Genomic DNA, 25,979 nt, shown 5'->3' on the forward strand with positions numbered 1-25,979 from the left:
TCGACGGAGACCATGCGCAACTTCGAAGAACCGGGCCGTTCGCTCGCCATGGGGCGCAACGGCATGGCCGCCACCTCGCACCCGGCGGCAACCCTGACGGCGGTCGAAATCCTCAAGGCCGGCGGCACGGCAATCGATGCAGCGGTGGCGGCCTGCGCGGTCCAGAGCGTGGTCGAAGCCGGATCGACCGGGATCGGCGGCGACTGCTTCGCCATGGTCGCTCCGCAGGGCGGGACCGACATCCGCGCCTACAACGGCTCCGGCCGCACACCGGCGGCGATGACGCTGGAGCGCCTGCGGGCGGCGGGCGTCACCGCCATCGACCGCCATTCCCCCCACGCGGTCACGGTGCCGGGCGCGGTGGATGCCTGGACGCGGCTGGTCGCCGACCATGGCCGCCTGCCCTTGAGCGAGATCTTCGCCCCGGCCATCGCCATGGCGCGCGAAGGCTACGCGATCACGCCGCGGGTGTCGCACGACCTCGCCCAGCAGACCGATCTGCTCCGCCGGGACCCGGCCGCCGCCGCCACCTTCCTGGTGGACGGACAGGCCCCCGCGGCCGGCACCGTCCAAACCCAGCCGCTGCTGGCCGACACGCTGGAAGCCATCGGGCGCGACGGGCCGGACGCCTTCTACCGCGGTGCCGTCGCCGAGGACATGGTGGAGTGCCTGCGGGCGGCGGGCGGCTTCCACAGCCTGGAGGATTTCGCCGCGGCCAGGGGCGAGTACGTCACACCGATCCGGACCGACTATCGCGGCCGCACAATCCATGAATGCCCGCCGAACGGACAGGGCATCATCGCCCTGATGATCCTGAACATTCTCAAGCGCTTCCGCCCCGCCGGCGATCTGCTCGACCCCGACAGTCTGCATGTGGAGATCGAGGCGACGCGGCTCGCCTATGCCGCGCGCGACGCCTTCCTGGCCGATACGGCGCAGACCGGACCGTCGATGGTGGAGCATCTGCTGTCCGATGCGCTGGCCGACGAACTGGCCGCCCGCATCGACACCGCCCGCGCGCTGGAGATCGGCGGGGTGTTCGACGCTGTCGAGCACAAGGACACCGTCTACATCGCCGTGGTCGACAAGGATCGCACCGCCGTCAGTTTCATCAGTTCGATCTTTCATCCCTACGGCAGCGGGCTGATGGCGCCACGCTCCGGCGTGCTGTTCCACAACCGGGGCCAGAGCTTCTCCCTGGTCGACGGGCATCCCAACATGGTGGCGCCGCGCAAGCGGCCGATGCACACCATCATTCCCGGCATGGTCAGCGAGAACGGGCGCGTCAGCCTGACCTTCGGCGTCATGGGCGGGCATTACCAGGCGATGGGCCATGCCCATTTCCTGTCGAAGCTGTTCAACCATGGGTTGGATATCCAGAGCGCCATCGACCTGCCGCGCCTGTTTCCCCTGCAGGGCACCCTCACCGTGGAGGCGGAGACGGCTATCCGCAGCAGGGCGGGGGCGGAACTGGCCCGCCGTGGCTTCACCGTGACGGCGCCCACCGGGGCCATCGGCGGCGCCCAGGCCATCGCCATCGACTGGGAGCGCGGAACCCTGTTGGGCGGCTCCGACCACCGCAAGGACGGGTGCGCGCTGGGCTACTGACGCGCACCCGGCGGCAATGCCGTGCAAAGGACCATGGCCGCCGCACCATGATCGCCACACCATGGTCCTTCGACTACGAAGCAATGACCGTTGACAGGTCCATCATCACGGCTCACATTGTCAACAATCGACTGTCTACGGCGGGGCGCATGGCTGACGGAGCGAAGGGCAAGACTGCGGGATCGGTCCTGGCGCGCGTGCCGAAAGCGACCTTCCGCGCCCACATCGCGGACGGGCTGCGGGCCGCGATCCTGAATGGCGACATCGAGCCCGGGGCGCAGCTTGTCGAAACCGTGCTTGCCGACCAGTTCGGGGTCAGCCGCGGCCCCTTGCGCGAAGCCATGCGGCAGCTGATCGACGAGGGGCTGCTGATCGCCGTGCCCTACACGGGCACCCATGTCGTCGGCCTGTCGGTCGATGACGTGCGCGAGATCTATTCGATGCGCGTCACTCTGGAGATCTTCGCCTTCGAACAGATCTGGGCGCGGCGCGACCAATCCTTCCGCCAGGGCCTCGTCGCCCGGCTCGACGCGCTCACCGCCTGCATCGACGCCGAGGACGATGCCGCAAGCATCGTCGCCGAATTGCAACTGCACGGCTTCGTCTATGAGGCAACCGGGCACAAGCTGCTGATCCGGACCTGGGACAGCATCCGCGGACGCTTGCAGCTTTACTGGGCGGCACACCACCGGGCGCACGGCATCCGCGGTCCGCGCCGCGACGGACATGACCGCTATGTGGCGATGGCGCTCTCCGACGATTTCGACGCGCTGAAGTCCGAAATCACCGACCACATGGCCCGTGGCGGCCGGCAGACCGAAGAGTTCCTGCGGGGCCGCGAGGCCCGCGCTGTCCAGGGCTCCTGACCGACCTCCGCCGACCGAACCGACAAAAAGACGACGAACAGACAGAGGAGGCTTTGAGATGACCATCGACCAGGGAAAAATCGGCCGCAGGACCCTGCTCGGCCTTGCTGCCGGCGCCGCCGCTGGCGCTGCCGTCGGACTGTCGGCTCTGCCGGCATTCGCCGCCTCGCCCTCCACGCTCGACAGGGTCAAGGAGAGCAAGCGCCTGCGCATCGGCGTGACCTCGGCCGAGCCCTGGTTCTTCAAGGATCCGATGACGGAGACCTGGACCGGCGTCGGCGTGGCGATGGGGCAGCGGCTGGCCGCCAGCCTCGGCGCCACCCTGGTTCCGGTGGAGACGACCTGGGCCAACGCGGTGGGCGCGCTCCAGGCCGACCAGATCGACCTGATGTTCGTCCTCGACCCGACCGACGAGCGGCGCAAGGCCATCGACTTCCCCGATGCCCCGCTGTTCTACTATGCCATGGGCGCGCTGGTCGCCGGCGATTCCACCATCAAGAGCTGGGCGGACATCGACAAGCCGGGCCTGCGCATCGGCGTGACGCTCGGCACCTCGCTGGACAAGAACGTGACCGCGATGGTGAAGCAGGCGGCGATCAACCGCTTCTCCAACAACGACGAGACCATCGCCGCCTTCGCCGCCAAGCGCATCGACGTCGCCGTCCAGTTCCACCCGGCGCTCGTCGTCCAGCAGACCCGCCTACGGCTGGGCAAGGTCATCCTGCCCGAACCGGTGGAGCCGGTGGCCACCAGCGTCGGCCTGCGCAAGGAGGAGAACCCGGCCTTCCGCGACTGGCTGGATGGACAGCTGAAGACGCTCTATGCCGACGGCGTCCCCGACCAGCTGTTCGCCGGCTATCTGAAGTCGAAGAACGTCGATGCCTCGAAGATTCCGGGCCTGATCAAGGAAGCTTGGCACTGACAGCGCGAGGCGGCGGAGCGATGCCGGTCCGCCGCCATTCCGCATCGGTCCGTTTGTCGGAAGTGGCCATCCACAAGGACGCCGCATGAGCTATCAATGGGATTTCTCACCGGTCCTGACCCGATGGCCGCTGCTGCTCGACGGTCTCCTCAACACGGTCAAGATCGCCGCAATCGCCATCGTCTTCGGCGTCCTCGTCGGGCTGGTCCTGGCTTTGCTGCGGCTGTCGCCGCGCCGGTCTTTGCGCCTGCCGGCGGCGGTCTTCGTCGAGTTCTATAGGAACACGCCGCCCATCGTGCATTTCTTCTGGTTCTTCTACGCCCTGCCCGTGGTGCTGAACATCAGCCTCGATCCGCTGGTCGCCGCCGTGCTCGCCCTGTCCACCCAGTCCGGCGCTTTCTATGCCGAGGTGTTCCGCGGCGGCATCCGTTCCATCGAGCGCGGCCAGTGGGAGGGAGCCAAGGCGCTGGGCATGACCCACACGCAGCTGATGCGGCGCATCGTCGTGCCGCAGGCGGCGACGCGCATGGTCGCTCCCTTCGTCGAACGCTCCTTCGAACTGATCAAGACCACGGCGCTCGCCTCCACGCTGGCTTATGGGGAGCTGCTCTATCAGGCGATGATGGTGAACAGCGAAACCTTCCGGCCGCTGGAGGTCTACACCGCCGTCGCCCTGCTCTATCTCGTGCTGCTGGTCTCGTGCAGCGCGCTGGCCCGGGTCGCCGAAGCGCGGCTGACCGCCTACCGCTGAGGAGAACGGCAGATGGACTACGCCTTCGACTTTGCCCTGGTGGTGGAAACCTTCCCGATCCTGATGCGCGGCTTCGTGGTGACGCTGGAGCTTTGGCTGCCCAGCCTCGCCATCGGGCTGGCCGCCGGGCTCGTGCTGGCGCTCGCCCGGCTGTCGCGCAGCCGGCTGATGCGCGGCGGCAGCCTCGTCTACATCGAGCTGTTCCGCGACACGCCGGTGCTGATCCAGCTGATCTGGTTCTACTATGCCTTCCCCATCCTGATCGGGGTGCAGCTGTCGCCCTTCACGGCAGCGCTGCTCGCGCTGGCGCTGAACACCTCGGCCTATGGGGCGGAGATCTTCCGCGGCGGCATCCAGTCCATCGCCCGCGGCCAGTGGGAGGGGGCGAAGGCGCTGGGCATGCGGCACGCCGACGTGCTGCGCCGGATCGTCCTGCCGCAGGTCTTCAAGCTGATGCTGCCGGCCTTCACCAACCGCGCGGTGGAGGTGGCGAAGATGTCGTCGCTGGCCTCCGTGCTGTCGGTCCATGAGCTGATGTATCAGGGCCGGCTCTTGAGTTCGACCTACTACCGTCCCTTCGAAATCCTCACGACCGTGGCGGTCGTCTATTTCGTCCTGATCTATCCGGCCACCTTCCTGTCGATGACCCTCGAACGCCGCATGGCCGGCAAGGGCTGACCGTCATGCAAGCGGAGACTCCGTCCATGCCAGATCCCATAATGCCGGCGCCGATCCTCCAGGTATCCGGCCTCCACAAATGGTTCGGTACGCTGCATGTGCTGCAGGGGATCGATTTCTCCGTGGCCGCCGGCGAGCGCGTCGCCATCATCGGCGGCAGCGGGTCGGGGAAGAGCACCTTCCTGCGCTGCCTCAATTTCATGGAGATGCCGACCTCTGGCCGGATCGCGCTCGACGGCACGCCGCTGGGCCGCGCATCCGCCGGCAAGCCCGACGAGGTGCGCTATCCCGAAAGCGAGCTGTGCCGGGTCCGCGAGCGCGTCGGCATGGTGTTCCAGCAGTTCAATCTGTTCCCGCACATGACCGTGCTGGAGAACGCCATGGAAGGGCTGGTCACGGTCAAGCGGATGAAGAAGGCGGAGGCGCGCGAGCGGGCGCTGCGCGAGCTGGACAAGGTCGGGCTGGGCGGCAAGACCGACGTTTATCCCGGACGGCTGTCGGGCGGCCAGCAGCAGCGCGTGGCCATCGCCCGCGCGCTCGCCATGGAGCCGGAGATCCTGCTGTTCGACGAACCGACCTCCTCGCTCGACCCCGAGCTGGTGGGCGAGGTCCTGCGCGTCATCCGGCAACTGGCGGAGGAAGGGCGGACCATGCTGCTGGTCACCCACGAGCTTGGTTTCGCCTACCATTTCGCCACCAAGGTGATCTTCCTCGCCGACGGCGTCTTCCACGAGGTCGGGACGCCGGACGAGGTGCTGAAGCATCCCAGACAGGAGCGCACGCGCGCCTTCCTGGAGCGCTTCACCGAATTTTCCTTCTGAGAGCATCCGTAAAAAACGGGCGGCGCAACGCTGGCGGCCGCCGGGAAAGGGTCCATACGATGGTTTCGAACAGCACGGTCAGCCAGACGAGTTCGCAGGGCTATGTCGACGACAGCCGCAACGACGAGGTACTGATCTATGTGAACGGCGCGTTCTTCCGGCGCGACGAGGCGAAAATCTCGGTTTTCGATGCCGGCTTCGTGCTGGGCGACGGGGTGTGGGAAGGGTTGCGGCTGGTCAAGGGCCGCATCCTGGCGCTGGACGACCATATGGACCGGCTGTATGAGGGCGCCAACGCCATCCAGCTCGACATCGGCATGACGCGCCAGGAGCTGGTCGCGGCGATCCAGGCCACGCTGGATTGCAACGGCATGACCGACGGCGCCCATATCCGCCTGATGGTCACCCGCGGCCGCAAGAAGACGCCCAACCAGGATCCGCGCTTCGCCCTTGGTCAGGCGACCATCGTCATCATCGCCGAATACAAGGCGCCGAAGCCGGAATCGAAGGCCAAGGGGCTGACGCTGTTCACCTCGACCATCCGGTGCAGCGGCCCCGACGTCTTCGACCTGCGCCTCAACTCGCACAGCCGGCTCAACTTCATCCAGGCGCTGATCCAGGCGATCAATGCCGGCGCCGACGAGGCGCTGATGCTCGACCCGCATGGCTTCGTGGCGAGCTGCAACTCGACCAACTTCTTCATCGTCCGCAAGGGCGAACTCTGGACCTCCACCGGCCGCTTCAACTTCAAGGGCATCACCCGCGCCAAGACCATCGATCTCTACCGCAAGGACGGCCGTACGGTGCGCGAGCACGACTTCACCCTGGCGGAAGTGTATGGTGCGGACGAAGCCTTCGTCACCGGTACGCTGGGCGGCATCACACCGGTGGTGCGGATCGACGGCCGGCAGATCGGCGACGGCAAGCCGGGGCCGGTCACCGCGCACATCGCCGAGCTGTATGCCCAGGCGATGCTCGGCTGACGGCTGGGCCGTCCACGCACCCCAATGCCGGAGGCGGCGCGCCGACGCATGTTCCAATCGCTGAAAGCCAGGCTGTCCCGTCCGGAACAGCAGGATCCGGGCATCAGGGCCCCGGCCTGGCTGCGTGCCTTCGTGCGCGGCGACGAGATCTGGCTGGCGGTGCTGGCGGCCGGCATCGGCATCGTCGCCGCCTGCCTGGTCGCCGCCATCGTCACCGCGGTCCAGTCGCTCCATCACATCCTGTTCGCGGTGGAGGGCCATGACGTCAGCGGGGCCGCCGCCGTCGATCCCTGGCGGGCGGCGCTGGTCCCGGCCGCCGGGGGCTGCCTGATGGCGGGGCTCGGCTGGCTGCTCGCCCGGCTTCCCCGCCTGTCGATCATCGATCCGGTGGAGGCGAATGCGCTGCACGGCGGGCGCATCCCCATCCACGGCAGCCTGCTGTTGGTCCTGCAGACCATGCTGTCCAACGGCTTCGGCGCCTCGGTCGGCATGGAGGCCGGGTATGCCCAGGCCGGCGCGATGGTGGCATCGAAGCTCGGCCGCATCTTCCATGTCCGGCGCGGCGACCTGCGCACGCTGGTCGGCTGCGGCACCGCCGCGGCAATCGCGGCGGCCTTCGACGCGCCGCTGACCGGCGCCTTCTATGCCTTCGAGCTGGTGATCGCCAGCTACTCGATCTCCACCCTGGCCCCGGTCGGCGTCGCCGCCATGACCGGCGTCGGCGTCATGCGGCTGATCCTGCCGCAGCCGTCGTTGCAGGTCGGCTTCGCCGGCAGCCTCGGGGCGGCCGATTACGCGCTGGTCTGCCTGATGGGCGTGCTGTGCGCCCTGCTTGGCATCGCCATGATGCGGACGGTGGCACTGGTGGAGGCGGTCTTCAACCGCAGCCGCGTTCCGGTCTGGGCCCGGCCTGTCGTCGGCGGATGCTGCATCGGGCTGCTGGCGCTCGCCACGCCGGCGGTGCTGTCGTCGGGCCATGGGGCGCTGCATGTCGGCTTCAACGCCTATTACACCGCCCCGGTCCTGCTGGCGCTGATCGGGCTGAAGGCGCTGGCCTCGGCGATCTCCATCGGGTCCGGCTTCCGCGGCGGCCTGTTCTTCGCCTCGCTGTTCCTGGGGGCGATGCTGGGCAAGCTGGTGGCCATCGGCTGGATGCTGGCGGTCGGGCTGACCATCCCGGCGGTGGTGATCGGCATCGTCGGCATGTGCGCCATGGCCACCGCGGTGCTCGGCGCGCCGCTGACCATGGCCTTCCTCGCCCTGGAGGTCACCGGCAGCCTGCCCCTGACCATCGCGGTTCTGGCGGCGGCGGTGGTGTCGTCGATCACCGTCCGGCGGGTCTTCGGCTATTCCTTCGCCACCTGGCGCTTCCATCTGCGTGGCGAGTCGATCCGCAGCGCCGCCGACGTCGGCTGGATCCGCGACCTGACGGTCGGGCGCATGATGCGCAAGGATGTCCGCACCGTCCGCGACGACCAGACGCTCGCCCAGTTCCGCCGCGCCTTCCCGCTGGGGGCGACGCAGAGGGTGATCGTCGTCGATCAGGCCGACCGCTATGCCGGGATCGTCTTCGTCTCCGATGCCCACCGCGAGACGGCGGAGACGGCCGAACTCGCCGACCTCATCCGCCTGAAGACCAAGGTGCTGCTGCCAAACGTCAACATCCGCGAAGCGATGAAGAGCTTCGCCACGGCGGAGAGCGACGTGCTGGCGGTGGTGGACGGCCCCGACCGGATGCGGGTGATCGGGCTGCTCACCGAACAGCACGCGCTGAAGCGCTACAACGAGGAGCTGGACGGGCGGCTGCGCGAGGGCGGCCTGCTGTGACGAGCGCAGCGCAGCCGGATGCCCGCGATCACGGACCGGCTGTGGCGCCGTCCCGCCGGCTTTCCTCGACCACCCAGCGGCGGAAGCGGTCGTGGCGCTCATCCGTCCCACGCCGGCTGGGAACGACGAGGAAATAGCCCCGTTCCGTCTGGATCGGCCGGTCGAGCAGGGAGACCAGATGCCCGTCCCGCATCAGGTCGTCGATCAGCGGACTCCATCCCAGCGCCACCCCCTGACCCATCAGGGCGGCCTGCAAGACCAGCGGATAGTTGTTGAAGGTCAGCTCCTGGCCGCCGGCCGGCATCGGCAGACCGTACAAGGTGAACCAGTCGCCCCAGGACAACCACGCCGCCGGCCCGACGCTTTCCAGATGCAGGAGCGGCAGCGACGCCAGGATGGCCGGGTTGCCGGCTCCCCCGGCAGCAAGCGGAGCACGGTTCGCCCGGAAGGCCGGGCTGCAGACCGGCAGCACCCGTTCCGGGAACAGCAGTTCCGCCTCGCAGCCAGGCCAATGGCCGTGCCCGAAGGTGATGGCGATGTCCGCCGCCTCCCGGCGCAGGTCGATTGCGGTCTGCATCGTCACGATCCGCACGTCCAGCTCGGGCAGCAGCTGGCGCAGGGCGCTGAGACGCGGCAGCAGCCAGCCGGCGGCGAAGCCGAAATCGGTGGCGACGTTCAGCACGCCCGGCCGGCGGCGGTCACGGATGCGGGTCACCGCATCGCCGATGCCATCGAGCGCATCGCGCGTCGCCTCGTAGAGCCGTACGCCGTCCGGCGTCAGCGCCACCCCGCGGTGCAGGCGGCGGAACAGCGGCGCCCCCAGATCGGCCTCCAGCCAGCCGATCTGGTGGCTGACGGCCGACTGGGTGCAGGCAAGCTCGCGGGCGGCAGCGCTGAAGCTGAGCAGCCGGCCGGCGGCCTCGAAGAACAGCAGGGTGCGCAGCGGCGGCAGGCGGTCCTTTCCCATGAGCACCCTTCATGCCAGCATGATCAGACAGGGGCTTCACGCTCCCTGCCGGCTTCGTCAATTCTATCCTCCACGAACGATCTGTCCACAGACGGTATGAAGCAGGCGGATATGGCGCGGCGTCCCAACATCCTCATTCTCATGGCCGACCAGATGATCCCGCAGGCGCTCGGCGCCTATGGCAACCCGACGGTGCGCACGCCGAACATCGACCGGCTGGCGGAAAGCGGTGTGGTGTTCGACAACGCCTACTGCAACAGCCCGCTCTGCGCGCCCTCGCGCTATGTCTTCCTGTCGGGACGGCTGCCCTCGGCCATCGGCGCTTACGACAACGCCGCCGAATTCCCGTCGACCGTCCCCACCTTCGCCCATTATCTGCGGCTGGCGGGCTACCGGACGATCCTGTCCGGCAAGATGCATTTCTGCGGTGCCGACCAGCTTCACGGCTTCGAGGAACGGCTGACCACCGACATCTATCCGGCCGATTTCGGCTGGACGCCGGACTGGACCCGGCCCGATGAACGGCCGAGCTGGTATCACAACATGAGTTCGGTGCGCGATGCCGGCCCCTGCCTGCGCACCAACCAGCTCGACTTCGACGAGGAGGTGGTCTTCACCTCGGAGCGCAAGCTGTACGACATCGCCCGCGGCCGGCGGGAACGCCCCTTCTGCTTCGTGGTGTCGCTGACCCACCCGCACGACCCCTACGCCATCACCGAGCGCTATTGGAACCGCCACACCGACGCGGAGGTGCCGCTGCCGCGCGTCACCCTGGCGCCGGACGAGATGGACCCGCACTCACGGCGGTTGCGCCATGTCTGCGCCATGGACGAGATGCCGCTCAGCGAACGGCAGATTCGCAATGCCCGCCGCGCCTATTACGGGTCGGTTGCCTATGTGGACGACCAGATCGGCCGTCTCATGACCGTGCTGGAGGAAACCGGGCTGGCCGAGGACACCATCGTCGTCCTGCTGTCCGACCATGGCGACATGCTGGGCGAACGCGGCCTGTGGTACAAGATGAGCTTCTTCGAGTCCGCCTGCCGCATCCCGCTGATCGTGCGGACGCCGGGCTGGTTCCAGCCCGGGCGGGTCGCCGCCTCGGTCTCGTCGATGGATCTGCTGCCGACCCTGGTCGATTTCGCCCATGACGGGGCGGCACCTAGCCTGCGGACGCCCATCGACGGGCGCAGCCTGCTGCCGCACCTTCAGCGCAGCGGCGGCCACGACGAGGTGATCGGCGAATATCTGGGCGAAGGCGCCGTGGCCCCGATTGTGATGATCCGGCGCGGCAGCGAAAAATTCATCCATTCGCCGGCCGACCCCGACCAGCTCTACGACCTGTCCGACGACCCGGACGAGCTGACCAACCGGGCGGAACGGCCTGCCGCCGGCTCTGCGGCGGCCGATGCCCTGCAAGACTACCGCGCCGAGGTGGACCGGCGCTGGAATCTGGGGCGTCTTCATGAGGAGGTTGTCGCCAGCCAGCAGCTGCGCCTTCTGGTCGGCGATGCGCTGCGGCAGGGGCAGCACCGCTCCTGGGATTTCCAGCCATTCACCGATGCAGGCACCAGCTATATGCGCAACCATCTGGATCTCGACGATCTGGAAGCCATGGCGCGCTTCCCGCGCCCCGGCGCCCCTGCACAATAGGACGGCGCGACAGCGCGTCGGACCTCGACCGTCAACCGACAGGAGGGAAAGCAGCATGCATGGACCCGGGGTTGCAATGGGCGGTTTGACGGCAGGACGTGCGGCGCTGGCCGGCCTGATGGCCGTGTTCGGGATGGTGGCCGGCTCGCTTCCCACTTCGGCGGTGGCGGCGGAGCCGGCCAGCTGCCAGACGGTGAGGATGGCCGATCCCGGCTGGACCGACATCACCGCGACCAATGCGGTGGCGGGCACGCTGCTGAGCGCGTTGGGCTACCAGCAGAAGATCGAGACGGTCGCCGTGCCGATCATCTTCCAGGGGCTGAAAACCGCGCAGATCGATGTCTTCCTCGGCAACTGGATGCCGGCCCAATCCACCTTCCTCGACAAGCTGATCGCCGAGAAATCCGTCGAGATCGTGCGTCCGAACCTGGAGAACGCCAAATTCACCCTGGCGGTGCCGAAGGCGGTGGCCGATGCCGGCGTGCACAGCTTCGCCGACCTCGCCAAGTTCGGCGACCGGTTCGAAAAGAAGATCTACGGGATCGAGCCGGGGGCGCCGGCGAACCAGAACATCCAGCGCATGCTCGACAAGAAGGATTTCGGGCTGGAGGGCTGGACCCTGGTCGAATCGAGCGAGCAGGCCATGCTCGCCCAGGCGGTGCGCCGGACGCGCAGCAAGGATTGGGTGGTCTTCCTCGGCTGGCAGCCGCACCCGATGAACACCCGGATCGACATGACATATCTCAGTGGCGGTGACGCCTATTTCGGCCCGAACTATGGCAGCACCACGGTCAACACCCTGTCCCGGCGCGGCTACGGGGCCGACTGCACCAATGCGCACCGCCTGTTCAGCCAGCTCGCCTTCACCGTCGGGATGGAGAACGAGATCATGGCCGCCATCACGGACGACAAGAAGGCGCCCAAGGACGCTGCGGCCGCCTATCTGAAGGCGCATCCCGACCTGCTCGGCCCCTGGCTGGCCGGCGTGTCGACCCGCGACGGCAAGGACGCAGCCCCCGCCGTGCGCACGGCGCTTGGCCTGAAGTGACGCAATTGCACGACAACAAAACAACAAGGAGATGAACAACATGCTCGCCGCGTTGCGCGCATGGGTCCGGGCCCGCTTCCCGTCCTGGTTTCGTCCGTCCTACCGGCCCGAACGTCATTACATGCGAGGCCCCTCCGGCCGACGATGAGGCCGGAGCGTACATAAGGATGCTCGTTTCCATGATCCGGTCGTCCTGAGGCGCGCGGAGCAGCGCCTCCCGAACCGGCCACCCAACCCAAGGGCGGCCGGCTTCACCGGAACTGGATGGTGCGCAAAGCTCCATCACGGACGGTTTCAGGGCGCGTAGCCGACGGTTCCCTTTATCTCCAGGAACTCCTCCAGCCCGAAATCGGCATATTCCCGCCCGTTGCCCGACTGCTTGTATCCGCCGAAGGGCGCGCCGGCATCCCAGGCCGGGTGGTTGATGTAGACATTTCCACTGCGCATCTGCGCCGCCACCTTGCGGGCACGCTCCAGCGAGCCCGACTGGACGTAGGAGGCGAGGCCATAGGGCGTGTCGTTGGCGCGGCGGATCGCCTCTTCCTCGCTGCCATAGGGAAGGATCGCCAGCACCGGGCCGAAGATTTCCTCGCGCGCGATGGTCATGTCGTCGGTGACGTTGGCGAAGACCGTCGGCCGGACATAATAGCCGCGGTTCAGCCCCTCCGGACGGCCGGGGCCGCCGGTGACGAGGTCGGCGCCCTCGGCGATGCCGGTCTCGATCAGGCGCTGGATCTTGTCGTACTGAGCCTGGCTGACGACCGGGCCGAGCCGGGTGTCGGCGGCGGACGGCGCACCGACCTTCAGCCGTTCGGCAGTGGCCCTGGCGATCTCGACCGCCTGGCCGTGCAGGGCGGCCGGCACGAACATCCGGGTCGGCGCGTTGCACGACTGGCCGCTGTTGTTCATGCAGCCCTCGACGCCCAGCTTCACGGCGCGGTTCAGGTCGGCATCGTCCAGGATGATATTGGCGGACTTGCCGCCCAGCTCCTGATGCACGCGCTTGACCGTGTCGGCCGCCGCCTTGGCAACGAGGATGCCGGCCCGCGTCGATCCGGTGAAGGACACCATGTCGACGCCCGGATGGCGGGCGATGGCCTCGCCCACCGTCGGGCCGTCGCCGTTGACAAGGTTGAAGACGCCCTTCGGCACGCCGGCCTCATGGACGGCTTCGGCGAAGAGGATGGCGTTGAGCGGGGCGATCTCGCTCGGCTTCAGCACCATGGTGCAGCCGGCGGCCAGCGCGGGCGCCACCTTGCACATGATCTGGTTGATCGGCCAGTTCCACGGCGTGATCATGCCGACGACGCCGATCGGCTCCTTGCTGATCAGGGTGGAGCCGCGCAGCTCCTCGAACGCGAAGCCTTCCAGCGTCTCGATCATCCGGGAGAGGTGGGCGGTCCCCATGGCGGCCTGCGAGCGATGGGCCAGCGTCTTCGGCGCCCCCATCTCGCGCGACAGGATGTCGGCGACGGCGTCATAGCGCGCCTTATAGCACTCCAGCAGGCGCCGCATCAGGGCGAGCCGCTCCTCGCGCGAGGTTGAGGCGAAGGCCGGGAAGGCGGCACGGGCCGCGGCGACCGCCCGGTCGACATCCTCCGATGTGCCCATCGCAATGGTGGCGAAGGCCTCCTCCGTCGCCGGATCGATCACGTCGAGCGTCGTGGCGCCCGCCGTCCCGGTCACGGGCCCGTTCGCCGGATCCACCCAGGCGCCGTCGATGTAGAATTTCAGGCTGTTCGACATCCATGCCTCGTGTTCGTACAGTGGCGGGAACGGCTGCCTGACCAGGGACCGGAGCAGCCGCTCCGCAGGTCGAAGGAAAATAGCCCTCCGCACGGCGGACAGGAAGCCGCAACACGCCGTCCCTGTCAGGGGTACCCAGCACGCCGCCGTGAACGAATGGTGCCGCCGGCTGTTTCCATTGCCGTCCCTCCCCGTCCGTACATGGTTCATGCCCCCCGACCGAGCGCCCCAGACCGACACCCCGTCCTGCAGCCAGCTTGCCGCCAGCCTCACCCGCAGGGAGAGACAGCACGACCTGCTGGCCCGCTTCGGCTTGGCCGCCCTGAAAAGCACCGACCTCGCCGACCTGTTGCAGCAGGCCACATCCCTCTGCGCCGAAGCGCTGGAGGCCGAATTTTGCAAGGCGCTGGAATGGGTGACGGAGGCGGATGGCACCGAGCGTCTGCTGGTCCGCGCCGGTGTCGGCTGGCGTCCCGGCGTGGTCGGCAAGCGGTCGGTCGGCACAGACCTCGCCTCCCCCGCCGGCTATGCGCTGAAAACCGGCGAGCCCGTCATCGCCAACGACCTCGGCGCCGAGTCCCGTTTCCGCTGCCCCGATCTGCTGGCCGACCATGGGGTGAGGCGCGTCATCGACGTCATCATCCGCGGCGAGGGCGCGCCCTTCGGCGTGCTGGAGGTCGACAGCAGCCGCGAGGGCCGCTTCGACGCCGCCGACGCCGCCTTCCTCCAGGGGGTCGCCAACCTGCTGGGCGGCGCCATCGACCGCGCCAGCGATGCCGCCGAGCGCCGCCGCACCGAAGCCCTGCTGCGCGAGAACGAGGCCCAGTTCCGCGGCCTCGCCGACCTGATCCCGCAATTGGCCTGGATGGCCGACGCCAGCGGTGCGATCTATTGGTACAACCGGCGCTGGTACGACTATACCGGCGCCGGGCCAGGCGAGACGGAGGGCTGGAACTGGCGGAGCGTCCACCACCCCGACCATGTCGAACGCGCCTCCGACGGTTTCTTCCGCGCCATCCGCACCGGCGAGCCGTGGGAGGACACCTTCCCCCTGCGCGGCAGGGATGGCCGGTACCGCTGGTTCCTGTCGCGCGCCGTGCCGGTGAGCGGCCCGGATGGGCGCATCCTGCGCTGGCTGGGCACCAACACCGACGTGACCGAGCAGCGCAAGGCCGAATCCCGGATCATGGAGGCGGAGCGCCGGCTGCAACTGGCGCTGCGCGCCGCGCGGATCGGCGCATGGTCATGGAATTTGGAGGAGGACCGCATCGAGGCCGACGCCCGTCTGCGCGAGATCTTCGACTTCACCGCGGACCAGCCGATAAACGGCTCCGACGTGACCGGCCGCGTCCATCCCGACGACCAGCCGCGGATCGGCGGGATCATCGAAACCGCCCGTCGGGAGCGCGGCGAATATGACGCCGAATTCCGCATCCTGCTGCCGTCCGGCGAGGTCCGCTGGGCGGTGGCGCGGGGGGTGGTGACCGACAGCACGCCGGAACGCAGCCTGACGCTGATCGGCGTCACCTGGGACACCACCGACGCCAAGCGGGCGGAGGAGCAGCTTCGCCTCAGCGAAGAGCGCTTCCGCTCGCTGGTGGAGGCGACCGCCGCCATCGTCTGGTACACCTCCGGCGCCGGCCGCTTCGAGGCCCCGCAGCCGAGCTGGAGCAGCTTCACCGGCCAGACCTTCGACAAGCTGAGGGGCATCGGCTGGGTCGAGGCCATCCATCCCGACGACCGCCCCCACACCTCGGAAGCTTGGCGTGCGGCGCGGGCCGGACGGACAATCTACAAGACGGAACACCGCCTGCGCCGGTACGACGGCGTCTATCGCGACATGCTTGTCCGCGCCGTGCCCCTGCTCGACGCCAACGGGGCCGTTCAGGAATGGGTCGGCGTCCATACCGACATCACCACCCGCCGCCGCGCCGAGGAGGTGTTACGCGAGACGGAGGAGCGCTACCGGCTGGCGGCCCAGGCCACCAACGACGCCATCTGGGACTGGAACCTGTCGTCCGACCGCATCCATTGGAACGAGGCGGTGCGCACCCTTTTCGGCTATGGCGCCGATGCGTCGGAGACCTCCGCGTCCTGGTGGATGGACCACATCCACCCCGACGATCAGGACCATGTGGTAACCGGCATCCATGCGGTGATCGACGGCGGCGGCACGCGCTGGAACGACGAATACCGCTTCCGCCGCGCCGACGGCAGCTATGCCAGCATCCTCGACCGCGGCTTCGTCCTGCGCAGCCCCATCGGCCAGCCCCTGCGGATGATCGGCGCCATGCAGGACATCAGCGTGCGCAAGCGGGTGGAGGAGGAGCTGGAGGCCGCCCGCTTTACCGCGGAGGAGGCCAACCGGGCCAAGAGCCTGTTCATCGCCAACATGAGCCACGAACTGCGCACGCCGCTCAGCGCCGTCATCGGCTACACCGAGATGCTGGAGGAGGAACTGGCCGACCTCGGCGTCGACAGCATGCTGCCCGATCTGGAGAAGATCGAGGCGAATGCCCGCCACCTGCTGAACCTGATCAACGGCGTCCTCGACATCTCGAAGATCGAAGCCGGCAAGATGGAGGTGCACGGCGAGGACGCCGACATCGCCGAGCTGACGCGCGAGGTCGCCGCGACGGTGGAGGCGCTGGTGTCGAAGAAGGGCAACCGGCTGGCGGTGGAGGCGGCGGACGGGCTCGGCGCCATGCACACCGACGTGGTGAAGGTGCGCCAGTGCCTGTTCAACCTGTTGAGCAACGCCGCGAAATTCACCGAGGACGGCACCATCACCCTGTCGGTGGAGCGGGCGGCTCCCCGCCCGCAGGATGCGGATGAGGCCATGCCCGCCGACATGGTCGTCTTCCGCGTCACCGACACCGGGATCGGCATGACGCCGGAACAGGTCCGCCGGCTGTTCGAACGTTTCATGCAGGCCGACAGCTCGACCACCCGGCGTTTCGGCGGGACCGGGCTCGGGCTGGCGATCACCAAGGCCTTCGCCGACATGCTGGGCGGCGAGATTTCGGTCGACACGTCATCGGGCCAGGGCACCAGCTTCACGCTACGCCTCCCGGCCGACCTGCGGCATGGCCGTCTGGCCGGCGCGGCCGACGCCGACCCGCTGCGGGTGGAGGAGGTCGCGCCGTCCCAGGCCTCCCGCGAGACGATCCTGATCATCGACGACGAACAGGCGATGCGCGAGCTGCTCGCCCGTTTCCTGCACCGCGAGGGATTCGGCGTGGCTCTGGCCGCCGATGGGCAGACCGGCCTGTCGATTGCCCGGCAAATCCGCCCGCGCGCCATCCTGCTGGACGTGATGATGCCGCGGACCGACGGCTGGTCGGTGCTGTCGGTGCTGAAGGCCGAACCCGACCTCGCCGACATTCCCGTCATCATCATCTCGTCGCGCCGGGAAAAGGGGCTGGCGCTGTCACTGGGTGCCGCCGACTATTTCACCAAGCCGGTGGACTGGCAGCGCCTGCACCGGGTGCTGAGCGGCTTCAGCGGGCAGGCGCCGGGCACAGCGCTGGTGATGATGGAAGCGGACGAGACCCGCACCCTGCTGGCCGCCGAACTGGGCCGCGACGGCTGGCAGATCGCCGAGGCCGAAACGGAGGAAGACGCGTTCCGCCGCCTCGCCACCACCCTGCCGACGGTCATCCTGCTCGACCCCGTCATGGCAGGACTGGATGGCTTCGCCTTCCTCAAGGCGCTGGACCGCAACCCGGACTGGCGGGACATCCCCGTCATCGTCGTCGTCGCCCAGCCAATCGGACGAGACGAGACGGAGGAGCTGCGCGGCCGGGTGCAGGACATCATCCCGATGGCAGAGGACGGAGCGGATGGGGTGATCGAGGAGTTGAAGGAAGCGATCGCCCGCCTGCGGCCCGCTCCCCCCGACCGGGGCCCCCAGGACCGAAATATGGACGCCGGCGCGACGAACGGAACAGGAGGTACCGATGGCTAAGCTGCTGCTGGTCGAGGATCACGAGGAAATCTGGGACTTCCTGTCACGCCGGCTGAAACGGCGCGGGTTCGACGTCGTTCTCGCCTTTGACGGACGGCAGGGGGTGGACATGGCGCGCAGCGAGCGGCCCGACGTCATTCTGCTCGACATGAACCTGCCGATTATAGACGGCTGGACCGCCGCCCGCGAACTGAAGGCGGGGCAGGAGACCTCCGGCATCCCGATCATCGCGCTGACCGCCCATGCCATGTCCGGCGACCGCGAGAAGACCTTGCAGGCCGGCTGCGACGATTATCACCCCAAGCCGGTCGATTTCTCCCGCCTGCTGACCCAGATCGACACCGCCATGCAGCGCCGCCCGCAAACGGCCGGGGAGTAACCGCGGAATGACCCAAGCCACCCTCGGCCTGCTGAAGCGCCTTTTCGCCGGAGCGCCCGAGGCTCCCGCCCCGGATGCCGCACCAGCGGCCGATCCCGCTCCACCGAAGTCCCGCCTGGGCCACGAACCGACACTGCATGCGATGCTGGGCCGGCAGATCCTCGACGCCCATCTGCGCAACCGCCACCAGCTGCTCGACCGTGCGCCCACCGACTTCCGGACCGCCGCCGCGGATGAGACCCATCTGCTGGTCCTTGCCATGTCGGCCGCCGCCCAGGCCGACGGCGAACTGGATGCGATTGAACGTGGCCGGATCCGGAGCAGGCTCGGCACCAGCAGCCTCGACGAGGAGGCCCGGAGCCGGCTGGAGCAGTTGGTCGACCAACCGCAATGCCTGGAGGAGCTGGTCCGCCGGATCGACACCCCGCGGCTGGCTGCGCGTTTCTACGCGGTGTCCCTGGCGACGGTCGACAAGAACGCGCCGATCAACCGCTCCTACCTGCGCTATCTCGCCCAGCGCCTGGGCCTGCCCGCCGATCTGGTGGTCCGGCTGAACCGCCAGATGGGGCTGCGGCTGTAAAGGGAATGGCGGGGGACTTTCTTCGTCCTCTCACACATCCTGCCCGCTGGCGCTGAGTTCGCTCAGCGCTTCGCGGATGGTGTCGGTGTCCAGCAGCATGCGGCGCGAGATGTCGCTCAGCGTCAGCCAGCCGACCACCACCCCGCCCTCGTCCAGCACCGGCAGGCGGCGCACGTGATAGGCACCCATGATGTCCATGGCGGTGGCCAGCGTATCGGTGTCGCGGCAGCTGAACAGCGCGCTCGACATCACGTCGCGCACCCGCACCCGCGTGTTGTCGCCGCCCTCCGCCACCACCCGGAACAGGATGTCGCGGTCGGTCAGGATGCCGACGAGGTCGTCGGCCGATCCGACCGGCAAGGCGCCGACATCCAGTTCCCCCATCAGCGTCGCGGCGTCCTGCACGGTGGCGTCGGGCGAAATGAACTCCAGCGCCTTCGCCATGATCTCGGAAACCAGCACGGTCGTGATCCTCGTTGTTCAGGCCATCCGGATATCAGGCTTCGGGAACGGAGCCGGGTTCCCCTTGTTCCCCTCCCCGCTCAGCCCCCAAGCGGCCAGACCATGACGATCAGCCAGGTGCCCAGCGCCAGGATGATCAGCGACAGCGGCACGCCCAGCCGCGGATAATCGCCGAACCGATAGCCGCCCGGCCCCATCACCAGCGTGTTGCACTGGTGGCCGATGGGCGTCAGGAAATCGCTGCCGGCACCGACCGCGACCGCCATCAGGAACGGGTCGGGGCTGAGCCCCAGCTGCTGCGCCACGCCCGCGCCGATGGGCGCCATCACCAGGACCGTCGCGGCGTTGTTCAGGAACGGCGTCACCGCCATCGCCGCCGCCATGATCAGCGCCACGCAGGCCACCGCCGGCAGGCCCCGCGCGGCATCGGCCAGCAGGGTGGAGATCACCTGCGTCGCCCCGGTGCTCTCCAGCGTGCCGCTGACCGGGATCAGCGCCGCCAGCAGGACGAGGATCGGCCATTCCACAGCGTGGTAGGCATCCTCGACGCTCAGCACGCCGGTGACGATCATCGCGGCGGCAGCCGCCAGGAAGGTGACCGCCAGCGGCGCCAGATGGAAGCCGAGGACCAGCATCGTGACGACCAGGATGCCGACCGGCACCCAGACCGGACGGCGCCGGCCGAGCTGCAGCCTGCGCTCCGCCAGCGGGATCAGGTTGGCATCGGCCAGCGCATCCGGATAGCGCTCCGCCGGCACCTGCAACAGCAACAGGTCGCCTTCCCTGAACATCACATGGTGCAGGCGCCGGGCGAGCCGCTCCCCGGTCCGGCTGACCGCCAGCAGACTGACGCCGAAACGCCGCCGCAGATCCAGTGAGCGGTCCGATTTGCCGGCAAGTGGCGAGTCCGGCGTCACCACCGCCTCCACCGCCAGCAGTTCGCCGTCCGCCCCCTCCAGGATGCCAAGCGGCTCCAGCGATGCGCCCTGGACGAGGCGCTGAAGGGCGGGAGCGTCACCCTCCAGCACCAGCACGTCGTCGGCCATCAGGGTCCAGTGCTTGTCGGGCACATAGCGGCGGAAGCGTTCGCGGATCAGGCCGATCACCTGCGCCTCGCCCTCCGCCAGGGCCTCCATGTCGCGGACGGTACGCCCGACGAAGGAGGACCCGGCCGGCAGCCTCATCTCGCTGGCGTAATTCTCGACCGCGAAGGTCTCCTCCGCCGAACGGGCGCCGCTGCGGTCCTGGGGCAGCAGGCGCCAGCCGACCATCAGGAACAGAAGCCCGACGACCGTGATGCCCAGCCCGACCGGCAGGTAGTCGAACATGGAAAAGGGCTGGCCGACGATCTCCGTCCGGACGCGCGACACGATGATGTTGGGGGAGGTGCCGACCAGCGTCATCAGCCCGCCCATCAGCGAGGCGAAGGCCATCGGCATCAGCACCCGGTGCGCGCCCGTCCGGTGCCGCCGCGCCAGCTGCATGGTGATCGGCAGGAAGATGGCGAGCGCGCCGATGTTCTTCATCAGCGCCGACATGAAGGCCACCGATCCGCACAGGAAGGCGATCTGCCGCGTCGGCGTGCTGAGCTTCGCCGCCACCGGGCGGACCAGCGCGTCGATCACGCCGGACCGGGCGATCCCGGCGCTGACGATCAGGGCGGAGGCGATGATGATGACGATGTCGTCGGCAAAGCCGGAAAAGGCGTCCTTCGCGGGGATCAGCCCCAGGAACACGCCGGCCAGCAGGGCCAGCACCGCAACCACGTCGAATCGCCACCTGTTCCATATCAGCATCGCCACCACGATGCCCACCAGCGCGAAGGACATGAACTGCTGAAGGGTCATCTGGGGTCCGTTCTTTGAGGTGGCCCGAGGGTAACCCCGTGCCCCCCGCCTGCGTTCCCGCAAAGCCTGCGCTCAGCCCCGGATGACCAGGATGCGCATCGTCCGCAGCTTCGGACCGTACTTTCAGGCTGCCCCCTCGGGCGACCCTCCCGCGCGGTCCCTCAGGCGGCGACGGCCCGCCGGTCCCGCCCCGCCGTCTTGGCGGCATACAGTGCCTGATCCGCCGTCGCCAGCAGGTCGTCCAGCGTGCTGCGCCGCCGCATCACGCTGATGCCGATGCTGACGGTGATGGCCAGAATACGGCCCGGCACGGCCACCCGCGCCTGACGGACGTCCGCCAGCAGCCGCTCGGCGATGCGATCGGCGTCGGGACCGTCGGCGCCCGGCAGGATGATGGCGAATTCCTCACCGCCCAGCCGCCCGAGCAGATCGCCGCCACGCACCGCCGCCTGGAGGATGTCGGCCAGCATGCGCAGCACATCGTCGCCGGCCTGATGACCGAAGCCGTCATTGATCGATTTGAAGTGGTCGGCGTCGATCATCAGGACGCTGACCGGCCGGCCCTGCCGCCAGACCTCCTCCAGCAACTCGGCGCCGCGCCCCATGAAGGCACGCCGGTTCAGCAGCCCGGTCAGCGGATCCAGGTTGGCCAGCTCCCATAGCCTTTCTTCCTGCGCCTTGCGCTCGCGGATGTCGCGAAGCACGCCGACATAGATCGCCTCTCCCTCGCTGTGCGACGCGCCGAGCGTGAGTTCGACCGGAAATTCCACGCCGCTGCGATGGCGCGCCATCAGTTCACGGACACCGGCCTGCCGCCCCATTCCGTGGGGCGCGAAGTGACCGGGATCCTGTAGGTCGCGCAATTGGCATGGCAGCAGCAGGTCGATGGTCCGGCCGATCAAATCCTCGGCGGCATAGCCGAACAGGGTCGTTGCGGCAGGGTTGAGAAACTGGATGATGCCGGAGCCGTCCACCACCAGCATCGCATCGCGCGCGGTGGAGACGAAGGCGGTCAGCCGCTCTTCGCTGCGCTGCAAGGCGACCGTGCGCTCCACCACACGCTGCTCCAGCCGGGCGTTGGCTTCGGCCAGCTGGAGCATCGCCCGCCGCCGCCGGGTGACCTGACGGTAGAGAATGGCGGACAGCACCGCCCCGCCGCCGCTCAGCACCAGGTCCAGCAGGAAAAAGACCGGCAGGCGTCCGAGCCAGCCGCCGATCGCCTCCCGGGTTTCGATGTTCGCCGCCGCGATGATGCCGTAGCGGGGACTGACCTGATAGGCGCCGGGACCGGTCACTCCCGGCAGGATGGAGCCTCGCGTCGTGCTGGCCGTCGTCCCCGGTTCCTGCTCATGGTGGAGGAACAGCGGCCAGTCGCCGGCCGAGCGACCGAGGCAGTCCATGCTGGGCAGGCATCCGAACACGAAACCGGACGGCGAAACGATTGCCGCCTGCATGCCGTCGGGCAGCGGGAATGCCTTCAGCATCGCGGAGAAGACTTCCGGGTCGAGCGCCGCAGCGACGATTCCGACAAGACGGCCGAACCGGTCCTCGACCCGGCGGCTGACCGGTACCATCCACTGGCCGTCGGTCCGGCTGACGACCGGCTTTCCGATGAACAGGATGTCCGCACCGCCGTTCAAATGATACTCGACATAGTCGCGGTCATGCAGGTCGACGCCGACGGGATGCGGCGTGCGGGAATCGTGGGTCAGGCGCCCGTCCGGTTTGACGACGAAAAGGCTTCGCAGGATCGGTGTGATCCGGTGCTGATGGACCAGAAGGCGATGGATGTCGAACTCTTCGAGGTCCGGGATCCGTTCGGAAACCCGCATGAATTCCGACACCACGAAAATGGTGCGCTCCGCGATCTGCAGCACCTCGTCCATATGCTCGGCGCTGTGGGCGGTGGTGAGCGAGGCCAAATCCACCATGGACCGGATGTCGGCGCTGCGCTCCGCCGAGAGCAGGCCGCCGAGCACGCCGTTCAACAGGATGATCAGTCCGAGGGTCGTGGCGACCCATACCCGCTTCATGGTGCCCCGTATCGCACAGCGTTCGGAGGGAACCATGCCCGCCGATAGGCTGGGCACGCAATTGGGACCAACCGCAGGACCGCGCTCTTGCGGCACGAAACAGCGCCGATCGACAAAACGCCGGTGTTTGTGGTGCGGCTCACATCCGGGAATCCGGCGCTTGGGTAGGGTCTGTCCATCGGCAACACGCCGCACCCCGCGGCCCCGAAAACAGGAGACAGACCATGATCCGCACCGCCCTGCTGACCGGCTTCGCTTCGCTCGCCCTGTTCGCCGCCCCGGCGATGGCCCAGAACATCTCCGACATCTCCAACACCGCGGCCGGCATCGGTAACACCGCCAACCAGAGCGCGCTGGTCATGCAGAAGTCCAAGGGTCCCTTCGCCGGCCCGAACAGCGCCACCGTGTCCAACCTCGCCGCCGGCATCGGCAACACGGCCAACCAGGAAGCCTTCGTGAAGCAGCGCAGCGGCGGCCTGTTCAACGGCGGTTCGGCGGCCACCATCGGCAACACCGCGGCGGGCATCGGCAACAACGCCGGCCAGATGGCGACGGTGATGCAGCGGAGCGGCGGCCTGCTGAGCGGCGGTAACACCGCCAACGTCGGCAACACGGCGGCCGGCATCGGCAACACCGCCCTGCAGAGCGGCACGGTGCTGCAGCGTTCGGGCGGGCTGGTCGGCCCCTTCAACCGCAGCAACATGCAGAACCTGTCGGCCGGCGTCGGCAACTTCGCCGGACAGAGCGCCCTGGTGAGGCAGCGCTGACCGTCCCCCTCCTCCCGGCTTCCTCCCTGACCTCGCTCCGGCCGGCAACGGCCGGAGCATTTTTCTGCCCGCCGGCATCCCCGGACGCCCGCTCCGCACTCCAGCGGGAAATCCGCCGGCCGTTGTGGGGCAACTCACAGAAGCCGGTCCGGCACTTCACTTAAGCTTTCCACAAGGACGCCACCCAACCCCATCCCCAACCGAAGGACATCCCGCCATGATCCGCACCTGTGTTCTGGGCACCCTCGCCGCCATGCTGCTCGCCACGCCCGCACTGGCGCAAAACAAGCCCGTCGGCCCAATGACCGGCCCCGGCATGCCATCGATGATGGCGGTGCCCGGACTGGTCAGCACCAACGTCGGCAACGCCACCAATGTCGGCGCCGGCATCGGCAACTCGGCACAGCAGCAGGGCGTTTTCCTTCAGGGCGGGGGCGGCGCTCCCATCCGCGGCGGCGTCGGCCCGCTGGTCAGCACCAATGTCGGCACCGCCACCAACGTCGCCGCCGGCATCGGCAACAGCGCCGGTCAAAGGCTGCTGGGCATCCAGGGCAGCGGTGTGCAGGTCGGGCTGAACTTCAGCGGCCGCGGCCCCCTGGTCAGCACCAATGTCGGGGTCGGCACCAACGTCACCGCCGGGATCGGCAACACCGCCGCCCAATCGCTGACCGGCCTTCGCCGCTGAGCGCTCTTTTCCCTCCAATCCCGGAGGCCACCGATGCCGAAGCTCCCGACACTCCTCGCCCTCGCCGCACCCGCCCTGCTGGTTCTTGCCGTTTCGGCCCCGGTGCAGGCCGACTCCCTCTCCTGCCAGACGGTCAACGGCAAGACCGTCTGCATGCGCGGGTCGGGAACGCTGAGCTGCGTGACGCACAACGGCCGGACCCGCTGTTCGGCCACCCCGTCCGATCCGCAGTCGGAGGCCGTTCCCGAGACGGAGATCCAGCGGCTTCCCCGCCCGGTCACCCCCGATCTGCACAGCCTGCTCGAGCGCCGGGGGTTCCCCTTCGACCATCGGGCCCACTCCCTGACCCTGGAGGACGATGACGATCCGGACATCGACTGATCCCCGCAGAGCCGCAGAATCGGAGATACCGAAGGAGATTTTCCGCCAAGGACGATCCACCGCACCATCCCGCAATCGAAGGGCGGCCGGCAGACGCCGGTCGCTCTTTTTGTGTCCGGCCCGTGCACGAACGGGGCAGAAGTGCCGACGACGGCGTACCGCCTTTGACGGCAGGGGTCGGGTCGGTTGCCGGCGTACCATTCCCCGCATCGTCACACCGAAGCCTTCACACCTGCGCCATCAGTCCCGCGTCGTCAGCCGAAGCTCAGCCAAGAGGCCGCCATGACCGCGATACGGATCAATTTCGACAAGGATCTCGTCCTTGCCGGACATTTCCTGCTCAAGCATCTGGAGCGAGAGGAAAGGCATCGTCTGGCGACCGCCGCGCGGCTGTCCCACCACGCGCGCGGCGCCATGATCTTCCAGAAGGGCGATCCCGGCGACAGCATGATGGCGGTCATCCGCGGCCGGGTGAAGATCTGCTGCCATTCCATGGACGGCAAGGAACTGGTGCTGAGCATCATCAACAAGGGCGGCCTATTCGGCGAGATCGCCCTGCTGGATGGCGAGCCGCGCACCGCCGATGCGGTGGCCCTGGAGGAAACCGATCTTCTGGTTCTGGACCGGTCGCAGTTGATGCCGGTGCTGACGGCAAGGCCGGATCTGGCCTTCCGCATCATCAGCGTGCTGTGCCAGCGGCTGCGCCAGACCAGCGAGCATCTGGAGGACACCCTCTTCCTCGAAGCACCCTCCCGCTTCGCCCGCGCCCTGAAGCGGCTGGGCGATGCCTTCGGCAAGCCGGGGCCGGAGGGGCTGCGGCTGGACATCAAGCTGTCGCAGCAGCAGCTGGGCTGTCTCGTCGGCGTGTCGCGCGAGAGCGTCAACAAGCTGTTGAACGAGTGGCAGCGTGCCGGCGTGATCGAGATGGACGCCGGCTACATCGTCATCCGCGACACCGGCGCCCTGGACGATATCGCCGACTCCTGCGGCTGAGACGCCAATCTGGCG

Annotated in this window: 22 protein-coding genes; 17 read left to right on the top strand and 5 right to left on the bottom strand. The window is 68.2% G+C overall.

Going from position 1 to position 25,979, the window contains the following annotated elements; genetic code table 11:
- Nucleotides 1-12 precede the first annotated feature (12 nt).
- The 8 genes from CRT60_RS10680 (at nucleotide 13) to CRT60_RS10715 (ending at nucleotide 8,456) form a co-directional block, all read left to right on the top strand.
- Nucleotides 13-1,608 (top strand): gamma-glutamyltransferase family protein, encoded by a 1,596-nt coding sequence (locus tag CRT60_RS10680; protein ID WP_098736412.1) that lies wholly within the window; start codon nucleotides 13-15, stop codon nucleotides 1,606-1,608.
- A 149-nt stretch (nucleotides 1,609-1,757) separates the two neighbouring features.
- Nucleotides 1,758-2,474: a GntR family transcriptional regulator gene (locus tag CRT60_RS10685; protein WP_098736413.1), complete on the top strand. Its 717-nt coding sequence runs from the start codon at nucleotides 1,758-1,760 to the stop codon at nucleotides 2,472-2,474.
- Between the two features lie 58 nt (nucleotides 2,475-2,532).
- A complete protein-coding gene (locus CRT60_RS10690; protein ID WP_098736414.1) occupies nucleotides 2,533-3,396 on the top strand; it encodes a transporter substrate-binding domain-containing protein in 864 nt (287 codons plus the stop codon).
- Nucleotides 3,397-3,481: 85 nt separating this feature from the next.
- Complete coding sequence (locus CRT60_RS10695; RefSeq protein ID WP_098736415.1) at nucleotides 3,482-4,147, top strand: amino acid ABC transporter permease; 666 nt, start codon at nucleotides 3,482-3,484, stop codon at nucleotides 4,145-4,147.
- Nucleotides 4,148-4,159: 12 nt separating this feature from the next.
- The gene (locus tag CRT60_RS10700; RefSeq protein WP_098736416.1) at nucleotides 4,160-4,825 is read left to right on the top strand and encodes an amino acid ABC transporter permease; all 666 of its coding nucleotides are present in this window, start codon (nucleotides 4,160-4,162) and stop codon (nucleotides 4,823-4,825) included.
- A 26-nt stretch (nucleotides 4,826-4,851) separates the two neighbouring features.
- Nucleotides 4,852-5,646, top strand: coding sequence for an amino acid ABC transporter ATP-binding protein (locus CRT60_RS10705; RefSeq protein ID WP_244592405.1), 795 nt, complete (start codon nucleotides 4,852-4,854; stop codon nucleotides 5,644-5,646).
- 59 nt (nucleotides 5,647-5,705) lie between these two features.
- Entirely contained in the window at nucleotides 5,706-6,629 is a 924-nt protein-coding gene (locus tag CRT60_RS10710; RefSeq protein ID WP_098736418.1) for an aminotransferase class IV, read from the top strand.
- A gap of 48 nt (nucleotides 6,630-6,677) precedes the next feature.
- Nucleotides 6,678-8,456, top strand: coding sequence for a chloride channel protein (locus CRT60_RS10715; protein ID WP_098736419.1), 1,779 nt, complete (start codon nucleotides 6,678-6,680; stop codon nucleotides 8,454-8,456).
- Between the two features lie 28 nt (nucleotides 8,457-8,484).
- Here the strand turns inward: CRT60_RS10715 and CRT60_RS10720 are convergent, their stop codons facing one another.
- Nucleotides 8,485-9,423 carry a choline sulfate utilization transcriptional regulator gene (locus CRT60_RS10720; protein WP_098736420.1) on the bottom strand — a complete coding sequence of 313 codons (939 nt, stop codon included), beginning with the start codon at nucleotides 9,421-9,423 and terminating at the stop codon, nucleotides 8,485-8,487.
- A 111-nt stretch (nucleotides 9,424-9,534) separates the two neighbouring features.
- On the opposite strand from CRT60_RS10720, the gene betC reads away from it, so the two are divergent.
- Entirely contained in the window at nucleotides 9,535-11,076 is a 1,542-nt protein-coding gene (betC, locus tag CRT60_RS10725) for a choline-sulfatase (RefSeq protein ID WP_098736978.1), read from the top strand.
- Nucleotides 11,077-11,152: 76 nt separating this feature from the next.
- Nucleotides 11,153-12,124 carry a choline ABC transporter substrate-binding protein gene (choX, locus tag CRT60_RS10730; RefSeq protein ID WP_193548420.1) on the top strand — a complete coding sequence of 324 codons (972 nt, stop codon included), beginning with the start codon at nucleotides 11,153-11,155 and terminating at the stop codon, nucleotides 12,122-12,124.
- Between the two features lie 294 nt (nucleotides 12,125-12,418).
- Here the strand turns inward: choX and CRT60_RS10735 are convergent, their stop codons facing one another.
- A complete protein-coding gene (locus tag CRT60_RS10735; RefSeq protein WP_098736421.1) occupies nucleotides 12,419-13,870 on the bottom strand; it encodes an aldehyde dehydrogenase family protein in 1,452 nt (483 codons plus the stop codon).
- Between the two features lie 208 nt (nucleotides 13,871-14,078).
- Between CRT60_RS10735 and CRT60_RS10740 the strand changes: the two genes are divergently transcribed.
- Genes CRT60_RS10740 through CRT60_RS10750 form a run of 3 tightly spaced genes read left to right on the top strand, consistent with a single transcriptional unit; the run spans nucleotide 14,079 to nucleotide 18,796 of the window.
- Nucleotides 14,079-17,837, top strand: coding sequence for a PAS domain-containing protein (locus CRT60_RS10740; RefSeq protein WP_098736422.1), 3,759 nt, complete (start codon nucleotides 14,079-14,081; stop codon nucleotides 17,835-17,837).
- Nucleotides 17,830-18,216: a response regulator gene (locus tag CRT60_RS10745; RefSeq protein ID WP_098736423.1), complete on the top strand. Its 387-nt coding sequence runs from the start codon at nucleotides 17,830-17,832 to the stop codon at nucleotides 18,214-18,216. The genes CRT60_RS10740 and CRT60_RS10745 overlap by 8 nt, the downstream gene beginning before the upstream one ends.
- A 7-nt stretch (nucleotides 18,217-18,223) precedes the next feature.
- Entirely contained in the window at nucleotides 18,224-18,796 is a 573-nt protein-coding gene (locus CRT60_RS10750; protein WP_098736424.1) for a DUF533 domain-containing protein, read from the top strand.
- Between the two features lie 30 nt (nucleotides 18,797-18,826).
- Here the strand turns inward: CRT60_RS10750 and CRT60_RS10755 are convergent, their stop codons facing one another.
- The 3 genes from CRT60_RS10755 to CRT60_RS10765 form a co-directional block, all read right to left on the bottom strand.
- Nucleotides 18,827-19,258 carry a CBS domain-containing protein gene (locus CRT60_RS10755; RefSeq protein WP_244592406.1) on the bottom strand — a complete coding sequence of 144 codons (432 nt, stop codon included), beginning with the start codon at nucleotides 19,256-19,258 and terminating at the stop codon, nucleotides 18,827-18,829.
- An 80-nt stretch (nucleotides 19,259-19,338) separates the two neighbouring features.
- Nucleotides 19,339-21,105, bottom strand: coding sequence for an SLC13 family permease (locus tag CRT60_RS10760; RefSeq protein WP_098736425.1), 1,767 nt, complete (start codon nucleotides 21,103-21,105; stop codon nucleotides 19,339-19,341).
- Between the two features lie 161 nt (nucleotides 21,106-21,266).
- Nucleotides 21,267-23,138 (bottom strand): sensor domain-containing diguanylate cyclase, encoded by a 1,872-nt coding sequence (locus CRT60_RS10765; RefSeq protein WP_098736426.1) that lies wholly within the window; start codon nucleotides 23,136-23,138, stop codon nucleotides 21,267-21,269.
- Between the two features lie 224 nt (nucleotides 23,139-23,362).
- On the opposite strand from CRT60_RS10765, the gene CRT60_RS10770 reads away from it, so the two are divergent.
- The 4 genes from CRT60_RS10770 (at nucleotide 23,363) to CRT60_RS10785 (ending at nucleotide 25,964) form a co-directional block, all read left to right on the top strand.
- On the top strand, nucleotides 23,363-23,905 hold the full coding sequence (locus CRT60_RS10770) for a hypothetical protein (protein WP_098736427.1): 543 nt from the start codon (nucleotides 23,363-23,365) through the stop codon (nucleotides 23,903-23,905).
- A gap of 217 nt (nucleotides 23,906-24,122) precedes the next feature.
- Nucleotides 24,123-24,590: a hypothetical protein gene (locus tag CRT60_RS10775; RefSeq protein ID WP_098736428.1), complete on the top strand. Its 468-nt coding sequence runs from the start codon at nucleotides 24,123-24,125 to the stop codon at nucleotides 24,588-24,590.
- 33 nt (nucleotides 24,591-24,623) lie between these two features.
- Complete coding sequence (locus CRT60_RS10780; RefSeq protein ID WP_098736429.1) at nucleotides 24,624-24,971, top strand: hypothetical protein; 348 nt, start codon at nucleotides 24,624-24,626, stop codon at nucleotides 24,969-24,971.
- Nucleotides 24,972-25,253: 282 nt separating this feature from the next.
- On the top strand, nucleotides 25,254-25,964 hold the full coding sequence (locus tag CRT60_RS10785) for a Crp/Fnr family transcriptional regulator (protein ID WP_098736430.1): 711 nt from the start codon (nucleotides 25,254-25,256) through the stop codon (nucleotides 25,962-25,964).
- The last annotated feature ends 15 nt before the right edge of the window (nucleotides 25,965-25,979 follow it).

It is taken from the genome of Azospirillum palustre (assembly GCF_002573965.1).
GTDB lineage: Bacteria > Pseudomonadota > Alphaproteobacteria > Azospirillales > Azospirillaceae > Azospirillum > Azospirillum palustre.